This window comes from Oceanobacillus saliphilus, from assembly GCF_023522835.1.
Taxonomy (GTDB): domain Bacteria; phylum Bacillota; class Bacilli; order Bacillales; family Amphibacillaceae; genus Oceanobacillus; species Oceanobacillus saliphilus.
Genome location: NZ_JALCZU010000014.1, coordinates 41,422 through 61,512, shown reverse-complemented (window position 1 = coordinate 61,512; position 20,091 = coordinate 41,422). Strand labels below are relative to the sequence as shown.

Sequence of the window (20,091 nt, the reverse complement as noted above, 5' to 3'; positions counted from 1 at the left end):
CTTTTCGTTTTTATGTCTACTCCCCAATGATGGTGCGCAATACATTTGGATGATCAGGAAATGTTTTCGTACCTGCACCATAACCAATTTTATCTACCTTTATGGATGGCATGCCACCAAATTCCTCTGCAAGGACAGCTATGATTGCCGCTCCAGTTGGTGTCGTTAGTTCTGCTTTTAAATCACTTTCAGCTATAGGTACACCTTTCAAGATTTCCAGAGTTGCAGGTGCCGGTACGGGATATACACCATGATCAATCCGTATTTTGCCTCCACCAACCGGAACCGGAGCCGATTTCACCTTATCAATTTCCATTTGGTGGATTAAAATAGCTGTTCCTACAATGTCGATGATAGAATCGACTGCTCCAACTTCATGGAAATGCACCTCTTCCAAAGGCATTCCATGAATACGTCCTTCTGCCTCGCCGATTTTCTTGAAGATTTTTAATGCCGTTTCCTGTACTGATTCCTCAAACCCTGCTGATTCGATGAGCTTTACAATATCTTTATAGGAACGGTGGCTATGACTGTGGCCGTGATGATGGTGATGCGTATGACTGTGATCTTCATTGGAATGGTCATGGCTATGATTGTGCTCATGATCGTGATGATGGTGATGACTATGGCTATGACTATGATCTCCATCGTGTTGATGGCTTTTATCTTTTTCCTCGTTCAACAACACAACATCAAACTTCGTGCTTGTAATGCCATTTTTTACAACCTTATCCCACTTTAATTTATATTCATCTTCCATGCCGAGTTTTTTTAATTCACTCTCTAAATAATCCGGATCGCCGCCTGCATCGACAAGGGACGCAATTGTCATATCCCCGCTTACGCCGGAAAAACAATCAAAATATAGAATTTTCATTCCAATCTCTCCTTTTTTTGTTATAATGGTTATATAATTACTAATGTAAATCTAATGGAAGGCAATTTTGTAAACCTTTTCAAACGAAAATTCCATGTGATTCGCGTCTTGTATTTTTTTTGCAATCCTTTATTATTTGTTTACTAAACAAATAATATCATGTTTTTATTGATAAATCTCATTTCTAATGGAGCAAGGGGGAAAAAATGATGGTGACAGGCGATGGGGCATACATAAAAAAGATAAATAGAAGTTTAATTCTGCAAAACATAATTGAACACGGTTTCATATCAAGGGCAGAGTTATCAAAAATTACAGGGCTGAATAAAGCAACAATTTCCGTTCAGGTCGTTGATCTGCTCGATGAGAATTTGGTATGTGAAACACAACAGGAGCATCATGCTGTTGGACGACGCCCTATCATGCTCTCTATTAATGGAGAGGCAGGATACGTTCTTGGTATAGATCTCGATTACGAGCAGATTAAATACAGAATTTCTGATTTACAAGGGAACATGGTATATACAGAAACAGTCCTATGCAATACGGATGACTACGATGAGTCTGTAAACGTATTGATAAAACTAATTCAGAAATATAAGAAAAAGTATGCAGGCAGTCATTATGGACTCGTCCAAACAATTATCGGAATACATGGTACAGTTAATAATGATGAGACCATCTTTTTCGTTCCAAAATTACAATGGCATAGCAAAAACTTAAAGGGTGATTTGGAGAAGGCGCTTGACATGAATATTAGCATTGAAAATAATGCCAACCTCTCTTCATTTGCCGAAAGAGTATACAAGCATCATCATAGCAACAACCTACTCACTCTAATTCTTTCTTCGGGAATTGGCGCAGGGATTATGATTGATGGCAAGCTTCATAAAGGATACGACGGCTATGCTGGTGAAATGGGCCACATGGTTATCTGGCCGGATGGTCGTAAATGTAGATGCGGGAATCATGGATGCTGGGAGCTTTATGCAGCCGAACGGGTCGTATATTCCTCTTTAGCTGAGAAGCTTAGCAAATCAAGCTGTGATTTTGATGATCTTAAACAATTAACGGCTGAAAATGATCCAACAACTCGTGAAGTAATGAAAACATATATTAAACACGTATCTATTGGGTTAAATAATATTATAAATTTATATAACCCGGAAACGCTAGTAATAAACAGCGAATTGCTCAAATTGTATCCGAATGCTGTTGAAGAGCTGGAAGAATATCTGATATCATCTGTGAGCAGCTATCGCGAAATTGTTTTATCTGATTTAGGAAGTAATGCAAGTGTCATGGGAGCATGTGCCCTTGCCATTCAGAATTTCTTTGAAGTATCGGAAATCGTATTTTTTAGTGACGAGGACTAATACATTGTATTAACTTAACTTTTGCATAGTGAACTGGATAGATAAGCCTTTGTAGAATGAAGATGTTTGGAGATACTTAATTTTAAAAAAGAACTCTCATTCCAGCAAAACTGGATAGGAGAGTTCTTTTTGTTTATAATATCAGCGCGTCTTCCGAGAGGCAATGGCAGCTGAATAGCTTCAAGCTTTTTTAATTAAAACCAGTTTGTATGGAAAGTACCTTCTTTATCTTTTCTTTCATACGTATGTGCACCAAAATAGTCACGTTGTGCTTGAATTAGATTTGCTGGCAGATTCTCTGTGCGGTAACTGTCATAATAAGCAACAGCACTTGAGAATGTTGGTACAGCAATTCCGTTTTTAATTGCAACCGATACTACTTCACGCAATGCAGATTGATAACCTTCCACTACTTCCTTGAAATAAGGATCAAGCATCAAGTTAGCCAATTCTGGTTCACGATCATAGGCATCTTTGATCTTTTGCAGGAAATTAGCACGGATGATACATCCACCACGCCAGATCATAGCAATATCTCCGTATTGAAGGTTCCAGTTATTTTCTTCAGAAGCTGCACGCATTTGGGCAAAGCCTTGTGCATAGGATACGATTTTACTCATATACAATGCTTTTCGAACCGCTTCAATCAGTTCTTTGCGATCACCATCATAGTTTTGCGCCTGTGGACCACTCAATACGTTACTTGCTTTTACACGCTCATCTTTTAAGGATGAGATAAAGCGGGCAAATACAGATTCCGTAATCAATGGTAGTGGGACCCCAAGATCCAACGCGTTTTTGCTTGTCCATTTACCGGTTCCTTTTTGGCCAGCCTTGTCCATAATGACATCGACGATTGGTTTACCAGTTTCATCATCTGTTTTTGTGAAGATATCAGCAGTAATTTCAATTAAATAGCTGTCAAGCTCCCCTTTATTCCATTCCTTGAACACTTCATGCAACTCTTGAGCTTCCATACCAAGTACATTTTTCAAAATATCATATGCTTCAGCAATCAATTGCATATCGCCATACTCGATTCCGTTATGAACCATTTTCACGAAATGTCCAGCACCATTTGGTCCAATATACGTCACACATGGGTCACCATCAACTTTTGCTGAAATAGCTTCAAAGATTGGCGCCACTAGATCATAAGCTTCTTTCTGACCACCAGGCATGATGGAAGGACCATTGAGTGCCCCTTCTTCTCCGCCTGAAACTCCTGTTCCAATAAAATGGATACCAGTTTCATCAAGCATTTTATTACGGCGGATTGTATCTTCAAATAATGTATTACCACCATCTATTAGAATATCGCCCTTTTCAAGATACGGCTGCAAGGATTCGATTGTTGCATCTGTTGCAGGACCTGCTTTAACCATCAATAAAATTTTACGAGGCTTTTCAAGTGAATTTACAAACTCTTCAATGGTCTGGGCACCGACAAAGTTCTTACCTTTTGCTTCATTTGACAAAAAGCTTTGCGTTTTGTCATATGAACGGTTAAATACTGCAACAGAATATCCTCTGCTTTCGATATTTAACGCCAAATTTTTACCCATTACAGCTAAACCAATTACACCAATTTGTTGTTTCAAGATAAATCATTTCCTCTCTTATGACTATATTTGAAATGAATCATTTACATTATACATAATAATTGCCGGAAATAAAATTTCCTATATTCCAAAGTAACGTTTTGCATTTTCATAGCAAATGTTTTTTACATATGTTTCAAGTAATGCCATGTCCTTTGGTGCTTTTCCTTGTTCTACCCATGTTCCTAATAAATTACACAATATCCTTCTGAAATATTCATGTCTAGGGAATGAAAGGAAGCTTCTCGAGTCAGTCAACATTCCAACAAAGTTGCTGATCAGCCCAATATTCGCCAATGTTTTCATTTGATCTTCCATCCCGTCGATCGTGTCATTAAACCACCATGCCGTTCCAAATTGAACTTTACCAGGTATCTCATCGCTTTGGAAGTTACCCGCCATTGCAGCCAAAACATTGTTGTCGCGTGAATTAAGACTGTATAAAATTGTTTTTGGAAGTTTATCTTTGATATCCATAGCATCGAGTAGACCTGACAGTTTATTGCCTAATAATCGATCCCCAATGGAATCAAATCCACTGTCCGGTCCAATTAGTTGAAACCTTCTCGTACTATTGTTGCGCAACGGATTAATATGCAGCTGCATGACCCAGCCTTTATCAGCGTAAAGCTCACCAAGTGTGACCAGGGTATATGTTTTAAACTGCTCTACTTCTTTTTCAGATAAAGCTTCTCCATTTAAACGTTTATGAAATATAGCTGCTACCTCATTCTCCGTTGCTGGCTCATAGAACATTACATTAATACCATGATCGGAACTTTTACAGCCATTCTCATCGAAGTAGTCGACACGATTAGCCAATGCATCCAGAAATGCACGGTAATTTTCAATTGTTGTCTGGCTAGCTTGTTCTAGTTTTTCAACCCAAGCTTTGAAATCTTCATTTTCAATACTTAATCCTTTATCCGGTCTGAACGATGGAGAAACCGTCATTCCAATGTTTTCTTTAGCCAGCTTCTGATGGCTTGCCAAATCATCTGTTGGATCGTCAGTAGTTCCGACAAATTCGACATTTTTATTTTTTAATAAGGATCTTGTTGAGAGCTCCGGGCTTGCCAATTTCTTATTGGCTTCTTCCCAGATTGCAGCTGCTGAATCTTCATTCAGTAATTCATCGATATCAAAATATCTTAGTAATTCTAGATGGGTCCAGTGGTAAAGCGGATTCCCTATTGTATTTGGTACCGTTTTTGCCCAAGCTAAAAACTTTTCATAATCACTTTTGTTTCCTGTTATATAGTCTTCACTTATTCCATTTGCCCTTAGCGCTCGCCATTTATAGTGGTCTCCCCCCAACCATACCTCGGCCAAATTTGCGTAATTCTTATCCTGAAGTATCTCATGCTGGTTCAGATGGTTATGATAATCAATAATCGGTAAATTCTTTGCAGTATTGTGATAAAGTTCTTTTGCCGTATCATTATAAAGCAAAAAATCATCGGTAATAAAAGTTTTCACTTTCAATCATCCTTTCCCTTGTATAATGAAAATCGTTTGCATTTCTTTCCTGATGTATTCATAATAGAACCTAATTTCGAAAATTACCACTGGAAATAATTAATTTGTTTACTAAATAAACTATTTATCGTATACTTGTCTTATGATATATGTAAACGTTTTATTTTTCAAGCGTTTGACATATTTTTCTCAACTAAATTTCAACTGGTGAAGGGAGGGTGACCGAGAAAGGCTCGTCAAACGATCAAGGGGTTCAAAAATTCGACATTTTCATATACCTGCATAAAGCTGTATTCTACTACGATTCGTATGAAAACCTCACATTACTTTACCCATTTGTGTGTTTTAAAAAACATTTCAAGGGAAGTTTAAAATAAGATAAGCAGATAGATGAAATATTAAAATTAAAGCGTATTCAAACGTTTTGCGATAGAAAAATTTAACAATTAGGGAGGTTATGTAATGAAAAAGAAACTATTATTCATCATAATCGTGGCGATTCTAGTTCTCACCGGCTGTCAAAATGTGACAGGCAATTCAGAAGCGAGAGAACTGAAGCTTGCACATAACCAGTCACTGGATCATCCGGTACACAAATCATTAGCGGAATTTGGAAGGCTAGTAGAGGAAAAGTCGAATGATACGATCCAAGTAAAGATATTTCCAAATGGGCAGTTAGGTAGTGAAAGGGAAGTTATTGAACTGACACAAACAGGGGCAGTAGATGTTTCCAAGGTTAGTGCCAGTGCATTAGAAGGCTTTGAATCCGATTATTCCATCTTCAGTCTTCCGTATGTTTTTGAAAGCTATGAGGAATTTGAACAGATCATGAATGATAAGTCGATTACAGATCAAATTTATCAACAAACTGAAAATATTGGGTTTATCGGTTTGACTTATTACAATGCTGGTACAAGGAACCTCTATACAAAAGACAGAGAAGTAAACGATGTTTCGGATATGAGAGGTTTAAAAACGCGTGTTCAACCAAGTCAGACAAGTGTTCGAATGATTGAAGCATTGGGTGGTATCCCAACGGCAATGGCTTATGGTGAAGTATATACTGCGTTGCAATCTGGTGTCATCGATGCAGCCGAGAACAATGAAACCGCTTTAGTTGGAAACAACCACGGAGAAGTTGCCAAGTATTATATGTATACTGGGCATCAAATTGTTCCGGACATGCTGATTATGAATGCTGAAAGCTTTAACCGATTTTCCGAAGAGGAACAAGCAATCATCCAGGAAGCAGCAGATGAGTCAACCATTTTTCATGAAGATGTATGGTCAGCGGCAATCGAAGAGCAAACAGAAATTGCAAAAGAACGAATGGGCGTGGAATTTATCGAAGTAGATAAAGAGCCATTTATCGAAGCTGTACAACCGCTTCATGGAGCGTATGCGAATGATGAAAAAACAGAAGATATCTATCAACTGATTATGGGAGGGAAATCAAATGATTAAATTTAAAGACATTTTGGATAAGACACTCTTGTCATTTTCATCCATCCTGTTGATTATGATGGTTATCCTTTCCATATGGCAAGTGCTTGCACGATATATATTTAACATTTCCTCTCCTGGTACCGAAGAAGTTACAAGATATTTACTGATTTGGTTTGGGTTAATGACAGCAGCATATGTATTTGGAGCGAAGAAGCATATTGCAATCCTGTTTTTCCGTGAAAAATTCAGTGCCCGAACGCTAGCCATATTTGAACGAGTTACCGATATACTGATTATCGTACTTACAGCCGTTCTTATGGTTTATGGTGGAATGAAAGTAGTTCTATTAACTTCTGCACAGACAGCGGCTGCAACTGGAATTTCTATGGCAATTGTTTATGCTGCATTACCGGTCGCCGGGATTCTTATCATCCTTTATACGATTCATAGTATGTTGACCGGTAAGAAAAATAAGAATGAGGAGGTTGGTGTCTAATGGAAACAATCGCAGGAATCATATTATTTATCAGCTTCTTCTTTCTATTATGGTTTGGAGCTCCAATTGCAATTGCAATCATTGCTAGTTCCGTTCTGACCTTTTTATTCGTTCTTCCCTTCGATGTTGCCATCATGACCTCAGCGCAGCGAATGATTACAGGGATAGATAACTTTACAATGCTTGCCATCCCATTATTCGTATTATCCGGGATCATTATGAATACGGGTGGGATCGCGTTTCGATTAGTAAACTTTGCGAAAGTGCTTGTTGGAAAACTTCCAGGTTCGCTTGCACATACAAACGTTGTAGGAAACATGCTTTTTGGAGCCATTGCAGGATCTAGTGTGGCCTCAGCAGCAGCAATGGGCCGGATTATGACTCCTATGCAGGACAACCAAGGGTATAAACGAACCTACTCTGCAGCAGTAAATATTGCTTCTGCTCCTACAGGGTTAATTATCCCGCCAAGTTCTGTATTAATTGTCTATTCATTAGTAAGTGGCGGGACTTCGGTTGCTGCTTTATTCATGGCCGGATATATTCCTGGTATCCTTTGGGGATTGGCAGTTATGATTGTTGCTTATTTCATGGCAAAGAAAGAAAATTATCCGGTCTCTTCATTACCTAGCTTTAAAGATGTGGTTTATATTGTCGGTAGTGCTATTCCAAGCTTACTTCTTATTGTGATTGTTATTGGTGGTATTATCGCAGGTATATTCACAGCAACAGAAGGTGCAGCAGTAGCCGTACTATACTCGACTATCCTTGCATTGGTATACAAGAGCCTAAAAGTTAAGGATGTCCCGGTGATTTTAAGAGAAACGATTGAAATTACGGGTATGATTCTATTCCTAATTACTGCATCAGCACTATTTTCATTAGTAATGTCCTATTTGGGATTACCTCAAGCCATTAGTAATGCCTTGCTATCCATTACTGAAAACCAGATTGGAATTATGCTAATCATGCTTGCTATCCTGCTTATCGTAGGAACATTCATGGATATAACGCCAGCTGTACTGATATTCACACCAATCTTTTTACCGGTAGCACAAAATTTCCAAATTGATCCTGTACACTTCGGAATGATTCTATGTTTCGCTTTATGTATCGGAAACATGACACCACCAGTAGGAAGTGCATTATTTGTCGGTGCTAGTGTGGCAGAAGTTCGAATCGAACAAGTAATTAAAACACTGCTTCCATTCTTTGCGGTAGTCATTGTTGTTCTATTACTTGTAACGTTTATCCCGCAATTAAGTTTGTTCCTGCCACAGTTATTTGGACTATAAAGCAATTAAGTATGGAGCCCATTCAAAAACCGCTTTGCACAAACGCAAAGCGGTTTTTTTGGTAGATAGGAAAGTTATAAAACTTAGCTATCTACATAAGGGCAACTAAGGCTGTCACTGAATGGCTTGGTGACAGCCAAGTTTTCTAATACGTCATTTTCAGGTCAACTGCATCTTACACGACAGGTTATTCAAATGCACATAAAAACTTATTGTCTTTTTTTCGTTTTTTTATTATTAAACTTCTCTTTCTCTGTTAAAGGCTCGTTAGCGAATTCGTGATCAAAATCTCTTGATAATTTTTTTCTTACAGCCTGCTCATCGCTCATGGCACCACTTAATTTATTTCTCGCTTTTTTGCCCATATTAAACACCTCCACACCATTATTTTGGCTGCTAAGGAAGAAATGTATACAAAGGAAAGCAATGGTGCCTGTCACTCCCCGATTTTTGTCGATTTCTATTGGTGCAAACAAAAAATGATGCTTGTCCCTGCTACCTGCTTTTTGTTCAAAACAAAAGACCCCCAACCAAAAATGGTTGAGAGTCTTTGAAACGATAATATAATTAACGTTTTGAGAACTGAGGTGCACGACGAGCGCCTTTAAGACCTGGTTTTTTACGTTCTTTCATACGAGCGTCACGAGTAAGGAATCCTGCACTCTTCAAGCTTCCACGATATTCTGGATCTGCTTCTAGAAGCGCACGAGAGATACCATGACGGATTGCACCAGCTTGACCAGTGAATCCACCACCATTAACGTTAACTAAAACATCATAAGTTCCTTGAGTTTCAGTAGTAACTAATGGTTGGTTCAAGATTAATAATTGCGTTTCGTATGGGAAATAGTCTTTTGCATCGCGACCATTGATTGTAATATTACCTGTACCTGGTACTAGACGTACACGGGCAGTTGAGCTTTTTCTACGGCCTGTGCCGTAATATTGTACTTGTGCCAATTGATTTACCTCCTTTTAATTATCCGCGAAGTTCGTAAGCTTCTGGTTTTTGTGCTTGGTGCGTATGTTCTGCGCCTCTGAATACGTGCAATTTTTTACCCATTTTACGTCCCAAAGAACCTTTTGGAAGCATGCCTTTGATTGCAAGTTCAAGCATTTGCTCAGGGTATTTTGTACGCATTTCGTCAGCATTACGTTCTTTTAATCCACCTGGATGGCCAGAGTGACGGTAGTACATTTTGTCGTTAATTTTGTTACCAGTTAATTCGATTTTTTGTGCATTGATGATAATAACGTTATCACCTGTGTCTGCATGTGGTGTGTAAGTAGCTTTGTGCTTTCCGCGAAGGATTGCAGCAACTTCACTTGCCAGACGACCAAGACGTTGGCCTTCAGCATCCACAACAAGCCATTTGCGTTCAATATTTGATTCATTCGCCATGAAAGTTGTGCGCATGATAGATTTCCCTCCATATATCGATAATTCATTTTTATTTTCATTCGATTTTTATATTCTTATCATAATTAGATTCCGGGGCTAATCATGGTTTAGAAATAAAATGCCATATATCATAATATAACATTAAACCGCTTGTTGTCAAGGGCCTGGAGCATTTAATTAGAAAAAAGATAGTTATTTTCTACTTTTCATGATATCTCACATTCCACAAGTATAAACCTTGCCCAGATATCGTTTTTCCAACTTGCTGACGATCTTTTTTTTCAAGCAGTTCAATAATATCTTCGGGGTTTCTACGGCCTTGACCAATATCTAGCAGCACACTGACCATAATGCGGACCATATTATACAGAAAACCGCTCCCCCGGAAAATAAACTCTACTTCATCTCCCTGTTTTTTACACGAGGCATGATAGAGTGTTCGTATTTTCTCTCCCTTAATGGTTGACTTCGCCGAGGAAAATGTCGTAAAATCATGTGTTCCCTGCAAATATCGGCATCCCTGCTGCATTTTATCCAGATCCAACTCATACGGAAAGTAATAGGAATAATTTCGTTTGAAGACATCAGGCTCCTCTGCATTCCAAACATAGTAATGATATTCCTTTTCAACAACACTATATCTTGCATGGAAATCTTCCGTAACCTCGGTAACCTTCTGAATGTATATATCCTCTGGAAGAAGCGTATTCAGTGCCCGTTTCCAATTATTTTCAGGTATTTTGTATGGAGAATCAAAATGAATCACCTGCCCGATGGCGTGTACGCCCGTATCGGTGCGTCCTGAGGCTTGCAGACGTATTTCAGACCCTTTATGCATCTCCTTTAGAACGCTTTCCAGAACACCTTGTACGGTCCGATTTTGCGGTTGTACTTGAAAACCAGAGAACCCGGAACCATCATATTTCACTACACATTTTAATCTTGCCATCCATATCCAGCCTTTCTCTTAACTATACGTCCTTGCCATGAATAAACCTGCAATAACAAAAGCAAAGAGAATGAAAATGAAGATATCGCGTCTTTCAATTTTCAACTCACGAAGCTTCGTTCTGCCTTCCCCCCCCTGATATCCTCTTGCTTCCATAGCCATTGCAAGCTCCTCTGCACGCTTAAAGGCACTGACAAATAGTGGTACTAAGAGTGGAACGATAGCTTTTATTCTTTCTTTGACTGGCCCCGTTTTAAAATCAACTCCACGGGATGCCTGTGCCCTCGAAATCTTATCTGTTTCTTGCAATAATGTAGGAATGAATCTCAAAGAAATCGACATCATCAGTGCCAGCTCATGAACAGGAAACTTAAACCGTTTCAAAGGATGGAGCATATCTTCTATAGCATCTGTAATCTCAATCGGTGTGGTCGTTAAAGTCAGGAGGGATGTTACAAGTATCAATAGGAAAAATCGAAAAGAAATCGCTATCCCCTGAATAAGACCACCCGAATAAATTTTAAAAATCCAAAACTCAGCTATAACGGTGCCTTCTCTTGTAACGAATAAGTGCAATATAAAAGTAAATATGATTAGGAACCACACAGGCGTAAGACCCTTTATAATAAACCGAATAGGCACTTTGGAAGTGAACATGCTTGCGAGTGCAAATACAGTCAATATACCATAGCTCGCTACGTTATTAGCTAAAAATACAATAAACACAAAGAAAAAAATAATCGTAATTTTGGTTCTTGGATCCAGTCGGTGCACCAGTGAATCGCCTGGCACATATTGTCCAATGATTAATGCATTATTCATCTTGATTCAGCTCCCTTTATAATCTGCTGAATCGTCTGGGCTATTTCCTCGACCGATTGCTTTTGGAATGGAATCGCATGTCCAAACCTTTTCTCGAATTTGCTTAAAAACTGAACACTTTCTGGGACATCCAGCTGAACACTTTGAAGTGCTTCTTTCTGTTCGAATACTTCCTCTGGAGTACCTTCCATAAATTTTGTACCTTTGTTTAAAATAAGGATCCTGTCTGCATACTTCAATGCGTCTTCCATACTATGCGTGACAAGAACGGTCGTCAGCCCCTGTTCCTTATGGAGCTTGTAGAACATATCCATGATTTCCTTTTGGCCTCTCGGGTCTAGTCCAGCAGTCGGTTCATCAAGCACGAGTACATCAGGCTTCACGGCCAATACACCGGCTATAGCAACCCTGCGCATCTGTCCACCACTCAAATCGAATGGCGAACGTTCCAGAATGCTTTCCGGGAGACCTACCGCCGGAATAATTTCCTTAATCCGTCGGTTAATCTCAGATTCTGGAACATCAAAGTTCTGCGGTCCAAACGCAATATCTTTAGCAACTGTTTCTTCAAATAATTGATGCTCGGGATATTGGAATACGACACCTACACGGCTTCGTAATTCTTTCATATCCTTTAGTTTGTGATCCTTTGATAATCGATATTCACCAATGCTTACCTCCCCTTCCGTGGGAACGGAAAGGCCATTTAAATGCTGAATTAATGTCGATTTACCTGAACCTGTATGACCGATAACAGCAAGAATTGAACCAGACTCCACATGAAAGGAAAGATCTTCAATAGCTTTATGCGCAAATGGTGTATTTTGTTGGTAGATGTAAGTTACGTTTTTGAATGTAATGTCCATAGGTCCTCCAGCAATTCTTCGTGATTTAATGGTGCAGCTTGAAGATTGACACCCGCTTGTTTCAATTCATCAGCCAGGATAGCTACAAAAGGAACATCTAAGCCAATTTTGCGCAAGGCATCTTTTTCTCTAAAAATTTCACGTGGTAATGCTTCTTTCCATATCTCGCCACTGTTCATGACAATAACCCGATCTGCCTGGACAACTTCCTGCAGATCATGTGTAATGGTAATCAGAGATAACCCATTAAGATGCTGGATACTTCCTACCGTATCCATAATCTCTTTCCTTCCACTTGGATCCAGCATAGCCGTTGCCTCGTCCAAGATGAGGACTTTAGGAGAAATAGCGAGTACACTCGCTATAGCTACACGCTGCTTCTGTCCGCCTGATAGACGATGTGGCTCTATTAAACGATAGTCCTGCATACGTACTGCTGATAACGTTTCGGTAATTCTCTTCTTCATCTCATCCCGTGGTACACCACGGTTTTCCATGCCAAATGCAACATCATCCTGTACCGTTGCACCAACAAATTGGTTATCGGGATTTTGAAAAACCATTCCGACTTCTTTTCGAATACTCCATATAGACGCTTCATTTACTTGTTTTCCATCTATTATAATCTCGCCTTCTTGCGGGAATAGCAATCCGTTCAATAGCTTGGCAATTGTTGATTTACCTGAACCATTATGTCCAATAATGGCAACCCATTCGTTTTCATAAATTTCAAAGGAACAATTTTTTAATACCCAGGGCCCTTCATCTCCGTACCTGAATGATACATTTCTAAACTCAACTAATTTTTTCCTCATCTAAAAACCTCCTCTACCACTAAGCGCAAGCCCCGGGGATTAATCTGTATGTCATATGTACTTGATAATAATAATAATAAGTAATTTCTCTTCTAGTTTAAAATGAATTAGTTTGCCTGTCTAGTATCGCGTGGGCTAGAGACTACGGGGTATAAGCAATTGACACACTGTGCAGGGAAAACACCTGCACTGTGGTCCCTTGCTTATACCCTCCGTCTCTGGGCGAGCCCGCTACACTTTTCTTTACTACAAAAAAAGGGCTTGGATTAACCTCGTGAGAGAGATTGAGTCCTGCCCTTGCCGTATGTTTTGTGATTATACCAATTCGATGATTGCCATTTTTGCTCCATCACCTTGGCGCTCACCTAGTTTAAGAACACGTGTGTATCCACCTTGTCTGTCTTCATAACGCTTGGCAACATCATTAAAAAGCTTTTGAAGAACACTGTTTTCTTCATCTGCTTCTTTGTTGTACAAGAATGCTGCAGCTTGACGACGTGCATGTAGATCACCGCGTTTTCCAAGTGTAATCATTTTCTCCACTATAGATTTAAGCTCTTTCGCTTTTGCTTCTGTTGTTTCAATCCGTTCATGAATAATTAAATCAGATGCAAGGTTGCGAAGTAGTGCCATACGATTGTCTGTTGTACGTCCTAACTTTCTAGCCATGGACTATCCCTCCCTTTTTGAAACTCTAAAGGTGACTGTATAAATCAGTCATCATCTCGTAAACCTAATCCTAGGTCCACTAATTTTACTTTTACTTCTTCTAAAGATTTACGGCCTAAATTACGTACTTTCATCATATCCTCTTCAGACTTGTTGGCAAGTTCCTGAACAGTATTGATTCCAGCGCGTTTTAAGCAGTTGTATGATCTAACAGAAAGATCAAGTTCTTCGATTGTCATTTCCATGACTTTCTCTTTTTGATCTTCTTCTTTTTCAACCATGATTTCAGCATTTTGTGCTTCGTCTGTCAAACCAACAAATATATTGAGATGTTCCGAAATGATTTTAGCACCTAAAGAAACAGCTTCTTCAGGACGAATGCTTCCATCAGTAGTAACATCCAATGTTAATTTGTCATAGTCTGCCACTTGGCCGACACGTGTATTCTCTACTTGATACGTAACACGTGAAACTGGAGTGAAGATAGAATCAACTGGAATTACACCAATTGGCTGTTCATCACTTTTGTTTTCATCTGCTTGACGATAGCCGCGCCCACGCTCAGCTGTCAATTTCATGTGTAAATTGCCTTTGCTGTTAAGCGTAGCAATATGCAGATCCGGATTCATTACTTCTACATCACTGTCATAAGTCAGATCACCAGCAGTAACTTTTCCTTCACCTTGTACATCTATTTCCAATGTTTTGGGCTCATCAGAATAGATTTTTAGAGCGAGTTTTTTCAGATTCAAAATTATTGTTGTTACATCTTCAACAACACCATCAATCGTTGAAAACTCATGGAGTGCACCGTCAATTTGAACTGTAGTAACTGCAGCACCTGGTAGTGAGGATAATAAGATACGACGCAAGGAGTTTCCAAGAGTGGCACCATATCCACGTTCAAGCGGTTCAACCACGAATTTTCCAAATGTAGCATCATCGCTGATTTCAAGCGTTTCAATTTTTGGCTTTTCTATTTCGATCATTCAATAAAACCCTCCTTTAAAACGTCGAAACCCCGGCTAGACATCTGTTCTGTCTAACCGAAATTCCTCAAATAAGGCAGTTGGCGTTTCTGCGCTACCTGCATTTCTTTCGTACGAGTCTGTCTCAGATGCTGTTGGATCGTTGCTTTAAATATTTTAGCTATCATAACCCATTATAGACAGGGTGACAAATTCTATACGGTAAAATTATACGCGACGACGTTTTGGTGGGCGACAACCATTGTGAGGAACTGGTGTTACATCAACAATTGCTGTAACTTCCAAACCTGCTGCTTGAAGTGAGCGAATAGCAGCTTCACGTCCAGCTCCAGGACCTTTAACAGTAACTTCTAATGTTTTCATGCCGTTTTCGACCGCTGTTTTAGCTGCACTTTCAGCTGCCATTTGCGCTGCGAAAGGAGTGGATTTACGTGATCCTTTGAAGCCTAATGCACCAGCAGAGCTCCATCCAACAGCATTACCTTGTGTATCCGTAATCGTAACAATTGTATTGTTAAATGTAGAACGGATATGCGCTATACCTGACTCAATATTCTTTTTCACACGACGTTTGCGTGTATTTTGTTTACGTGCCATTGTTTAGCTTACCTCCTTACTTTACTTTTTCTTGTTAGCCATTGTCTTACGTGGGCCTTTACGAGTACGTGAATTGTTTTTGGTTTTTTGACCACGAACTGGTAAACCACGACGGTGACGAAGACCTCTGTATGATCCGATTTCAATCAGACGTTTGATGTTGAGTGATACTTCACGACGAAGGTCACCTTCTGTGTTGTATACATCAATCGCTTGACGGATTTTCCCTAATTCTTCTTCCGTTAAATCACGTACACGAGTGTCTTCAGAAACGCCTGCTTCTTTGAGGACTTTCTGTGCGGTAACTTTTCCAATTCCATAAATGTATGTCAATGAAATTACTACACGTTTGTCACGTGGAATGTCAATACCTGCAATACGTGCCATAGAACATAAGCACCTCCTGTTTTTTAGCCTTGTTTTTGTTTATGTTTCGGATTTTCGCAAATCACCATTACTTTACCTTTGCGTTTGATGACTTTGCATTTTTCGCAAATTGGTTTAACAGATGCTCTTACCTTCATCATCTTTACCTCCTTTTATATCGGAGCTCGTTTATTTATAACGGTACGTAATTCGCCCTCTGGTTAAATCATACGGAGAAAGTTCAACCGTCACTTTATCACCCGGTAGTATGCGGATAAAATGCATACGGATTTTACCAGATACATGCGCTAAGACCGTATGGCCATTTTCAAGCTCAACTTTAAACATCGCATTTGGCAATGTATCCGTTACGGTACCTTCAACTTCAATTACATCATCTTTAGCCACTTGAGTTGATCTCCCTTCTTCAATCAGTCACAACCTCACCTATAAATTTAGTTATGGCAAATCGTAATTTCCCATTTGTGACACGACCAGTTTCTAGAAGGCTGTTTTGGACTTCAGGGGAAATATAATCCATCATCTCAATATGATGCAGATTCTTCTTCTTTGGTCGATCAAATTTGCGCTTTTCCCCGTCGGCCAAAAGGACAAACCGATCATCAACAATTGCAATAACGACTGCGTATTGTCCAGTATCACGTCCCTGCATAATACGAACTATCTGTCCCTTCAGCGGAACCGAATTATCTTCGTACAACAGCGCTCACCATCACTTAGGCTTTTGTTTAAATTTATATAGAAAATAGAGTAACTATTTATCATCCTGTGTCACTTTATTCAAAGTAATACACGTGTTCTCATGTTAACTCACGTCATTAATTATAACTTTTCACAGCTTGGAATGCACCTATTCTGTCTAGGAACAATTAATGACTTATTTTCCTAATATGGATTGAATATCCTGAAAGACTTCTTCGATATCACGATCTCCGTTTACTTTCACAAGATATCCTTTATCCTGATAAAAATCAAGTAAGGGTTGTGTTTGTTCTATATTAACAGATAAACGCTTTTTAACCGTTTCTGGTTGATCGTCATCCCGTTGAATTAACTGAGATCCATCTTTATCACATATACCTTCCTCTTTTGGAGGATTGTAAACAACATGGTATGTTGTTCCGCAAGTCGGACAAATTCTGCGTCCTGTTAAACGCTCTACCAAATTTTTTTCTGGTACATCTACATGTAATACATGATCAATAGATCTGTCTAAATCAGTTAGAAGTTGTTGTAATGCTTCAGCCTGAGCAATGGTTCTTGGAAATCCATCCAAAAGAAATCCATTTGCACAGTCGGGTTTGCTTAAACGCTCTTTCACAATTCCAATGGTTACTTCATCCGGAACAAGATCTCCTTGATCCATATATTCCTTAGCTTTCATGCCGAGGTCTGTACCCTCTTTGATAGCTAGTCGAAACATATCCCCAGTTGAAATGTGAGGGATGTTATATTTTTCATTTATTTTCTCTGCCTGAGTACCTTTACCAGCACCAGGTAAGCCCATTAAAATTAAATTCAATATTTTCCCCTCGCTCTTCATTGGCAGCAGGAAATTACTTAATAAATCCTTTGTAGTGACGCTTCACTAACTGACTCTCTAGTTGTTTCATTGTCTGTAATGCTACCCCTACAACGATTAGTAAACTTGTGCCACCGATTTGTACTGCTGTTGGCAAATTAGCAAGACCACCTAAAATCATAGGAAATACAGATACTGCTGCTAAAAAGAGCGCACCTACAAATGTTAAGCGATACATAACACGTGTAAGATATTGTTCTGTATTATTCCCCGGACGGATACCTGGAATATATCCACCTTGTTTTTGCAAATTCTCAGCCATCTGTTCAGGGTTTACTTGAACAAACGTATAGAAATATGTGAAAGCGATGATTAGCGCTACATATATAACCATACCGACAGGCTGTGTATAGTCAAATATATACGTAATTGTATTTGCTACTTGACTACCTTCAAAGAAACCAGCAATCGTCGTTGGTGCAATCATAAATGCAATCGCGAAGATTACAGGGATAACCCCAGAAGCATTTACTTTAATAGGCAAATGAGTTGATTGACCACCTACCGGAGATCGATTAACAAGTTTTTTTGCATATTGAATCGGTATTTTTCTTAATGCTTGGTTAACAAATATAACTCCAACTGTTACAGCTACAGCGACCAATGCGATCAGAAGAACAATGATGATGTTAATGAACAGCTCATCACCAGGATTAACAAAATACTGGCTGTAAAGTTGACCAACACCATTCGGTACTGCTGCGACGATACCAGCGAAAATCAGGATGGAAATCCCGTTGCCAACACCTTGTGCAGTAATCTGTTCACCAACCCACATTAAAAATGCTGTTCCGGCTGTTAATACAATAGCAATGATAAGAAACTTCATAAAGCTTGGATCGACTATCAATAAGCCACCAGCCATCGCATTAAAACCAACTGACATTGCAATTGCCTGAACAAAAGCAAGAACAATCGTTCCGTAGCGAGTAACCTGCGCAATTTTTTTACGACCCATTTCACCTTGTTTTTTCCATTCGGTAAATTTAGGTACAACATCCATTTGCAGTAGTTGCATGATGATGGATGCTGTAATGTATGGCATTATTCCCATCGCGAAGATAGAGAAGTTTTGAAGGGCTCCACCACCAAAGGTGTTCAGAAACCCAAATACATTTTGCTGGTTCATAAAATCGATTGCTGCTTTATCTGTAAACGGCACAGGAATAAAGGTGCCTATTCGGAAGACAATCAACATTAATAATGTAAAAATTATTTTCCGTCTAATATCAGCTACGCGCATAAAATTGGAGATTGTACGAAACATTAGATCACCTCGGTTTGACCGCCCGCTGCCTCAATTGCTTCTTTAGCTGAAGCAGAGAACTTATGAGCTTTTACTGTTACTTTTTTCTCGATAGCGCCTTTGCCAAGTATTTTAATACCGGCATTAAGTTTGCTTACGACACCTTTTTCAAGTAATAGCTCTGGTGTGATTTCAGTGCCTTCTTCAAAGCGGTTTAACGTATCTAAGTTTACGATTGAATATTCTTTGCGATTGATGTTTGTAAATCCGCGTTTAGGTAGACGTTGGAATAAAGGCATTTGTCCACCTTCAAAGCCCGGACGTACACCACCGCCTGAACGTGCTTTTTGTCCTTTATGTCCACGGCCGGAAGTTTTTCCGTTACCAGAAGACATACCACGTCCAACACGATTTCTCTCTTTTCGAGTTCCTTCTGCTGCCTTCAATTCATGAAGTTTCATGCGAGCACCTCCTCTTTACGCTAATGTGTTATTATACTTCTTTAACTGCCAATAAGTGGGACACTCTATTCACCATACCACGAACGGCTGGAGTATCTTCACGTACGACGGATTGACGAATTTTCTTTAACCCTAATGCTTCAACAGTTTTTCTTTGAACTGCTGTTCCACCAATGACACTGCGTGTGAGGGTTATTTCTAATTTTTTAGACATAGTGTTTCCCTCCTTATCCTAACAGTTCTTCTACAGACTTTCCACGTAATTTTGCTACGTCCTCAGCTGTTTTTAAATTTGTTAAGCCATTCAATGTTGCACGGATCATATTGATTGGTGTGTTCGAACCTAGTGATTTTGTTAAAATATCACCAACACCAGCAAGTTCTAAAATAGCACGAACCGGGCCACCAGAGATAACTCCAGTACCTTCTGAAGCAGGCTTCATCAATACATTACCAGAACCAAAACGTCCATTAATTTGGTGAGGAATTGTAGTTCCAACGATTGGTACAGTAATTAAATTTTTCTTCGCGTCATCAACTGCTTTTTTAATTGCTTCCGGTACTTCTTGTGCTTTACCAGTACCGAAACCTACATGACCATTTTTGTCTCCGACTACTACCAACGCTGCAAAGCGGAAACGACGTCCACCTTTTACAACTTTAGCAACACGGTTGACCGTCACAACGCGTTCTTCAAGATCTAATTTGTTCGGATCAATGTTAGTTTTCATAAAAT

At 39.3% G+C, this 20,091-nt stretch carries 25 protein-coding genes and 1 pseudogene; 4 read left to right on the top strand and 22 right to left on the bottom strand.

Features of this window, described 5'->3' with window-relative positions; all coding sequences use genetic code 11:
* Window positions 1-16: 16 nt before the first annotated feature.
* On the bottom strand, window positions 17-877 hold the full coding sequence (gene larC / locus MN204_RS18510; protein ID WP_249872577.1) for a nickel pincer cofactor biosynthesis protein LarC: 861 nt from the start codon (window positions 875-877) through the stop codon (window positions 17-19).
* A gap of 206 nt (window positions 878-1,083) precedes the next feature.
* Here larC and MN204_RS18505 point away from each other — a divergent pair, with 206 nt between their 5' ends.
* A complete protein-coding gene (locus tag MN204_RS18505; protein ID WP_249872576.1) occupies window positions 1,084-2,253 on the top strand; it encodes an ROK family transcriptional regulator in 1,170 nt (389 codons plus the stop codon).
* 194 nt (window positions 2,254-2,447) lie between these two features.
* Here the strand turns inward: MN204_RS18505 and gnd are convergent, their stop codons facing one another.
* Together gnd and uxaC are read right to left on the bottom strand one after the other, a co-directional pair.
* Complete coding sequence (gene gnd / locus MN204_RS18500) at window positions 2,448-3,857, bottom strand: NADP-dependent phosphogluconate dehydrogenase (protein WP_249872604.1); 1,410 nt, start codon at window positions 3,855-3,857, stop codon at window positions 2,448-2,450.
* Between the two features lie 78 nt (window positions 3,858-3,935).
* Entirely contained in the window at window positions 3,936-5,333 is a 1,398-nt protein-coding gene (uxaC, locus tag MN204_RS18495) for a glucuronate isomerase (RefSeq protein ID WP_249872575.1), read from the bottom strand.
* A 462-nt stretch (window positions 5,334-5,795) separates the two neighbouring features.
* On the opposite strand from uxaC, the gene MN204_RS18490 reads away from it, so the two are divergent.
* The 3 genes from MN204_RS18490 to MN204_RS18480 are packed head-to-tail and all read left to right on the top strand — an operon-like array spanning window position 5,796 to window position 8,570.
* Window positions 5,796-6,797, top strand: coding sequence for a TRAP transporter substrate-binding protein (locus MN204_RS18490; protein WP_249872574.1), 1,002 nt, complete (start codon window positions 5,796-5,798; stop codon window positions 6,795-6,797).
* Complete coding sequence (locus MN204_RS18485) at window positions 6,790-7,275, top strand: TRAP transporter small permease (RefSeq protein ID WP_249872573.1); 486 nt, start codon at window positions 6,790-6,792, stop codon at window positions 7,273-7,275. The genes MN204_RS18490 and MN204_RS18485 overlap by 8 nt, the downstream gene beginning before the upstream one ends.
* Window positions 7,275-8,570 carry a TRAP transporter large permease gene (locus tag MN204_RS18480; protein WP_249872572.1) on the top strand — a complete coding sequence of 432 codons (1,296 nt, stop codon included), beginning with the start codon at window positions 7,275-7,277 and terminating at the stop codon, window positions 8,568-8,570. Before MN204_RS18485 ends, MN204_RS18480 begins: the two co-directional genes overlap by 1 nt.
* Window positions 8,571-8,779: 209 nt before the next feature.
* On the opposite strand, the gene sspO is transcribed toward MN204_RS18480, so the two are convergent.
* From sspO to rpsE, 19 genes and pseudogenes are all read right to left on the bottom strand, one after another.
* Window positions 8,780-8,935 carry a small acid-soluble spore protein SspO gene (gene sspO / locus MN204_RS18475; RefSeq protein ID WP_249872571.1) on the bottom strand — a complete coding sequence of 52 codons (156 nt, stop codon included), beginning with the start codon at window positions 8,933-8,935 and terminating at the stop codon, window positions 8,780-8,782.
* A gap of 202 nt (window positions 8,936-9,137) precedes the next feature.
* A complete protein-coding gene (gene rpsI / locus MN204_RS18470) occupies window positions 9,138-9,530 on the bottom strand; it encodes a 30S ribosomal protein S9 (RefSeq protein ID WP_249872570.1) in 393 nt (130 codons plus the stop codon).
* Window positions 9,531-9,549: 19 nt separating this feature from the next.
* The gene (gene rplM / locus MN204_RS18465; protein ID WP_249872569.1) at window positions 9,550-9,987 is read right to left on the bottom strand and encodes a 50S ribosomal protein L13; all 438 of its coding nucleotides are present in this window, start codon (window positions 9,985-9,987) and stop codon (window positions 9,550-9,552) included.
* A gap of 184 nt (window positions 9,988-10,171) precedes the next feature.
* Complete coding sequence (gene truA / locus MN204_RS18460) at window positions 10,172-10,921, bottom strand: tRNA pseudouridine(38-40) synthase TruA (protein WP_249872568.1); 750 nt, start codon at window positions 10,919-10,921, stop codon at window positions 10,172-10,174.
* An 18-nt stretch (window positions 10,922-10,939) separates the two neighbouring features.
* Window positions 10,940-11,743, bottom strand: coding sequence for an energy-coupling factor transporter transmembrane component T family protein (locus MN204_RS18455; protein ID WP_249872567.1), 804 nt, complete (start codon window positions 11,741-11,743; stop codon window positions 10,940-10,942).
* Window positions 11,740-12,609, bottom strand: a complete 870-nt coding sequence (locus tag MN204_RS18450) for an energy-coupling factor ABC transporter ATP-binding protein (RefSeq protein ID WP_249872566.1) — start codon at window positions 12,607-12,609, stop codon at window positions 11,740-11,742. The genes MN204_RS18455 and MN204_RS18450 overlap by 4 nt, the downstream gene beginning before the upstream one ends.
* Entirely contained in the window at window positions 12,585-13,424 is an 840-nt protein-coding gene (locus MN204_RS18445; RefSeq protein WP_249872565.1) for an energy-coupling factor ABC transporter ATP-binding protein, read from the bottom strand. Before MN204_RS18445 ends, MN204_RS18450 begins: the two co-directional genes overlap by 25 nt.
* Before the next feature lie 315 nt (window positions 13,425-13,739).
* Window positions 13,740-14,093 carry a 50S ribosomal protein L17 gene (gene rplQ, locus MN204_RS18440; RefSeq protein WP_249872564.1) on the bottom strand — a complete coding sequence of 118 codons (354 nt, stop codon included), beginning with the start codon at window positions 14,091-14,093 and terminating at the stop codon, window positions 13,740-13,742.
* A 44-nt stretch (window positions 14,094-14,137) separates the two neighbouring features.
* Window positions 14,138-15,082 carry a DNA-directed RNA polymerase subunit alpha gene (locus MN204_RS18435; protein ID WP_249872563.1) on the bottom strand — a complete coding sequence of 315 codons (945 nt, stop codon included), beginning with the start codon at window positions 15,080-15,082 and terminating at the stop codon, window positions 14,138-14,140.
* 207 nt (window positions 15,083-15,289) lie between these two features.
* The gene (gene rpsK / locus MN204_RS18430; protein WP_249872562.1) at window positions 15,290-15,679 is read right to left on the bottom strand and encodes a 30S ribosomal protein S11; all 390 of its coding nucleotides are present in this window, start codon (window positions 15,677-15,679) and stop codon (window positions 15,290-15,292) included.
* 21 nt (window positions 15,680-15,700) lie between these two features.
* Entirely contained in the window at window positions 15,701-16,066 is a 366-nt protein-coding gene (gene rpsM / locus MN204_RS18425; protein ID WP_249872561.1) for a 30S ribosomal protein S13, read from the bottom strand.
* A gap of 23 nt (window positions 16,067-16,089) precedes the next feature.
* On the bottom strand, window positions 16,090-16,203 hold the full coding sequence (gene rpmJ, locus MN204_RS18420; protein ID WP_010095733.1) for a 50S ribosomal protein L36: 114 nt from the start codon (window positions 16,201-16,203) through the stop codon (window positions 16,090-16,092).
* A 31-nt stretch (window positions 16,204-16,234) separates the two neighbouring features.
* Window positions 16,235-16,453: a translation initiation factor IF-1 gene (infA, locus tag MN204_RS18415; protein WP_010652072.1), complete on the bottom strand. Its 219-nt coding sequence runs from the start codon at window positions 16,451-16,453 to the stop codon at window positions 16,235-16,237.
* A pseudogene (locus MN204_RS18410) lies at window positions 16,435-16,718 on the bottom strand (KOW domain-containing RNA-binding protein). The gene infA and the pseudogene MN204_RS18410 overlap by 19 nt, the downstream one beginning before the upstream one ends.
* A gap of 225 nt (window positions 16,719-16,943) precedes the next feature.
* On the bottom strand, window positions 16,944-17,588 hold the full coding sequence (locus tag MN204_RS18405) for an adenylate kinase (protein ID WP_249872559.1): 645 nt from the start codon (window positions 17,586-17,588) through the stop codon (window positions 16,944-16,946).
* A gap of 34 nt (window positions 17,589-17,622) precedes the next feature.
* Window positions 17,623-18,915: a preprotein translocase subunit SecY gene (gene secY / locus MN204_RS18400; protein ID WP_249872558.1), complete on the bottom strand. Its 1,293-nt coding sequence runs from the start codon at window positions 18,913-18,915 to the stop codon at window positions 17,623-17,625.
* Window positions 18,915-19,355 (bottom strand): 50S ribosomal protein L15, encoded by a 441-nt coding sequence (rplO, locus tag MN204_RS18395; RefSeq protein ID WP_249872557.1) that lies wholly within the window; start codon window positions 19,353-19,355, stop codon window positions 18,915-18,917. Before rplO ends, secY begins: the two co-directional genes overlap by 1 nt.
* Window positions 19,356-19,386: 31 nt before the next feature.
* Window positions 19,387-19,569: a 50S ribosomal protein L30 gene (gene rpmD, locus MN204_RS18390; protein WP_249872556.1), complete on the bottom strand. Its 183-nt coding sequence runs from the start codon at window positions 19,567-19,569 to the stop codon at window positions 19,387-19,389.
* Window positions 19,570-19,582: 13 nt separating this feature from the next.
* Complete coding sequence (rpsE, locus tag MN204_RS18385) at window positions 19,583-20,086, bottom strand: 30S ribosomal protein S5 (RefSeq protein ID WP_067729248.1); 504 nt, start codon at window positions 20,084-20,086, stop codon at window positions 19,583-19,585.
* Window positions 20,087-20,091 lie beyond the last annotated feature (5 nt).

What these genes read in the sequence shown, in the direction of transcription:
- larC (WP_249872577.1), bottom strand. Translation starts at nt 877, where the DNA reads ATGAAAATTCTATATTTTGATTGTTTTTCCGGCGTAAGCGGGGATATG.
- MN204_RS18505 (WP_249872576.1), top strand. Translation starts at nt 1,084, where the DNA reads ATGATGGTGACAGGCGATGGGGCATACATAAAAAAGATAAATAGAAGT.
- MN204_RS18490 (WP_249872574.1), top strand. Translation starts at nt 5,796, where the DNA reads ATGAAAAAGAAACTATTATTCATCATAATCGTGGCGATTCTAGTTCTC.
- MN204_RS18485 (WP_249872573.1), top strand. Translation starts at nt 6,790, where the DNA reads ATGATTAAATTTAAAGACATTTTGGATAAGACACTCTTGTCATTTTCA.
- MN204_RS18480 (WP_249872572.1), top strand. Translation starts at nt 7,275, where the DNA reads ATGGAAACAATCGCAGGAATCATATTATTTATCAGCTTCTTCTTTCTA.
- sspO (WP_249872571.1), bottom strand. Translation starts at nt 8,935, where the DNA reads ATGGGCAAAAAAGCGAGAAATAAATTAAGTGGTGCCATGAGCGATGAG.
- rplM (WP_249872569.1), bottom strand. Translation starts at nt 9,987, where the DNA reads ATGCGCACAACTTTCATGGCGAATGAATCAAATATTGAACGCAAATGG.
- truA (WP_249872568.1), bottom strand. Translation starts at nt 10,921, where the DNA reads ATGGCAAGATTAAAATGTGTAGTGAAATATGATGGTTCCGGGTTCTCT.
- MN204_RS18455 (WP_249872567.1), bottom strand. Translation starts at nt 11,743, where the DNA reads ATGAATAATGCATTAATCATTGGACAATATGTGCCAGGCGATTCACTG.
- MN204_RS18450 (WP_249872566.1), bottom strand. Translation starts at nt 12,609, where the DNA reads ATGGACATTACATTCAAAAACGTAACTTACATCTACCAACAAAATACA.
- MN204_RS18445 (WP_249872565.1), bottom strand. Translation starts at nt 13,424, where the DNA reads ATGAGGAAAAAATTAGTTGAGTTTAGAAATGTATCATTCAGGTACGGA.
- rplQ (WP_249872564.1), bottom strand. Translation starts at nt 14,093, where the DNA reads ATGGCTAGAAAGTTAGGACGTACAACAGACAATCGTATGGCACTACTT.
- MN204_RS18435 (WP_249872563.1), bottom strand. Translation starts at nt 15,082, where the DNA reads ATGATCGAAATAGAAAAGCCAAAAATTGAAACGCTTGAAATCAGCGAT.
- rpsK (WP_249872562.1), bottom strand. Translation starts at nt 15,679, where the DNA reads ATGGCACGTAAACAAAATACACGCAAACGTCGTGTGAAAAAGAATATT.
- rpsM (WP_249872561.1), bottom strand. Translation starts at nt 16,066, where the DNA reads ATGGCACGTATTGCAGGTATTGACATTCCACGTGACAAACGTGTAGTA.
- rpmJ (WP_010095733.1), bottom strand. Translation starts at nt 16,203, where the DNA reads ATGAAGGTAAGAGCATCTGTTAAACCAATTTGCGAAAAATGCAAAGTC.
- secY (WP_249872558.1), bottom strand. Translation starts at nt 18,915, where the DNA reads ATGTTTCGTACAATCTCCAATTTTATGCGCGTAGCTGATATTAGACGG.
- rplO (WP_249872557.1), bottom strand. Translation starts at nt 19,355, where the DNA reads ATGAAACTTCATGAATTGAAGGCAGCAGAAGGAACTCGAAAAGAGAGA.
- rpmD (WP_249872556.1), bottom strand. Translation starts at nt 19,569, where the DNA reads ATGTCTAAAAAATTAGAAATAACCCTCACACGCAGTGTCATTGGTGGA.
- rpsE (WP_067729248.1), bottom strand. Translation starts at nt 20,086, where the DNA reads ATGAAAACTAACATTGATCCGAACAAATTAGATCTTGAAGAACGCGTT.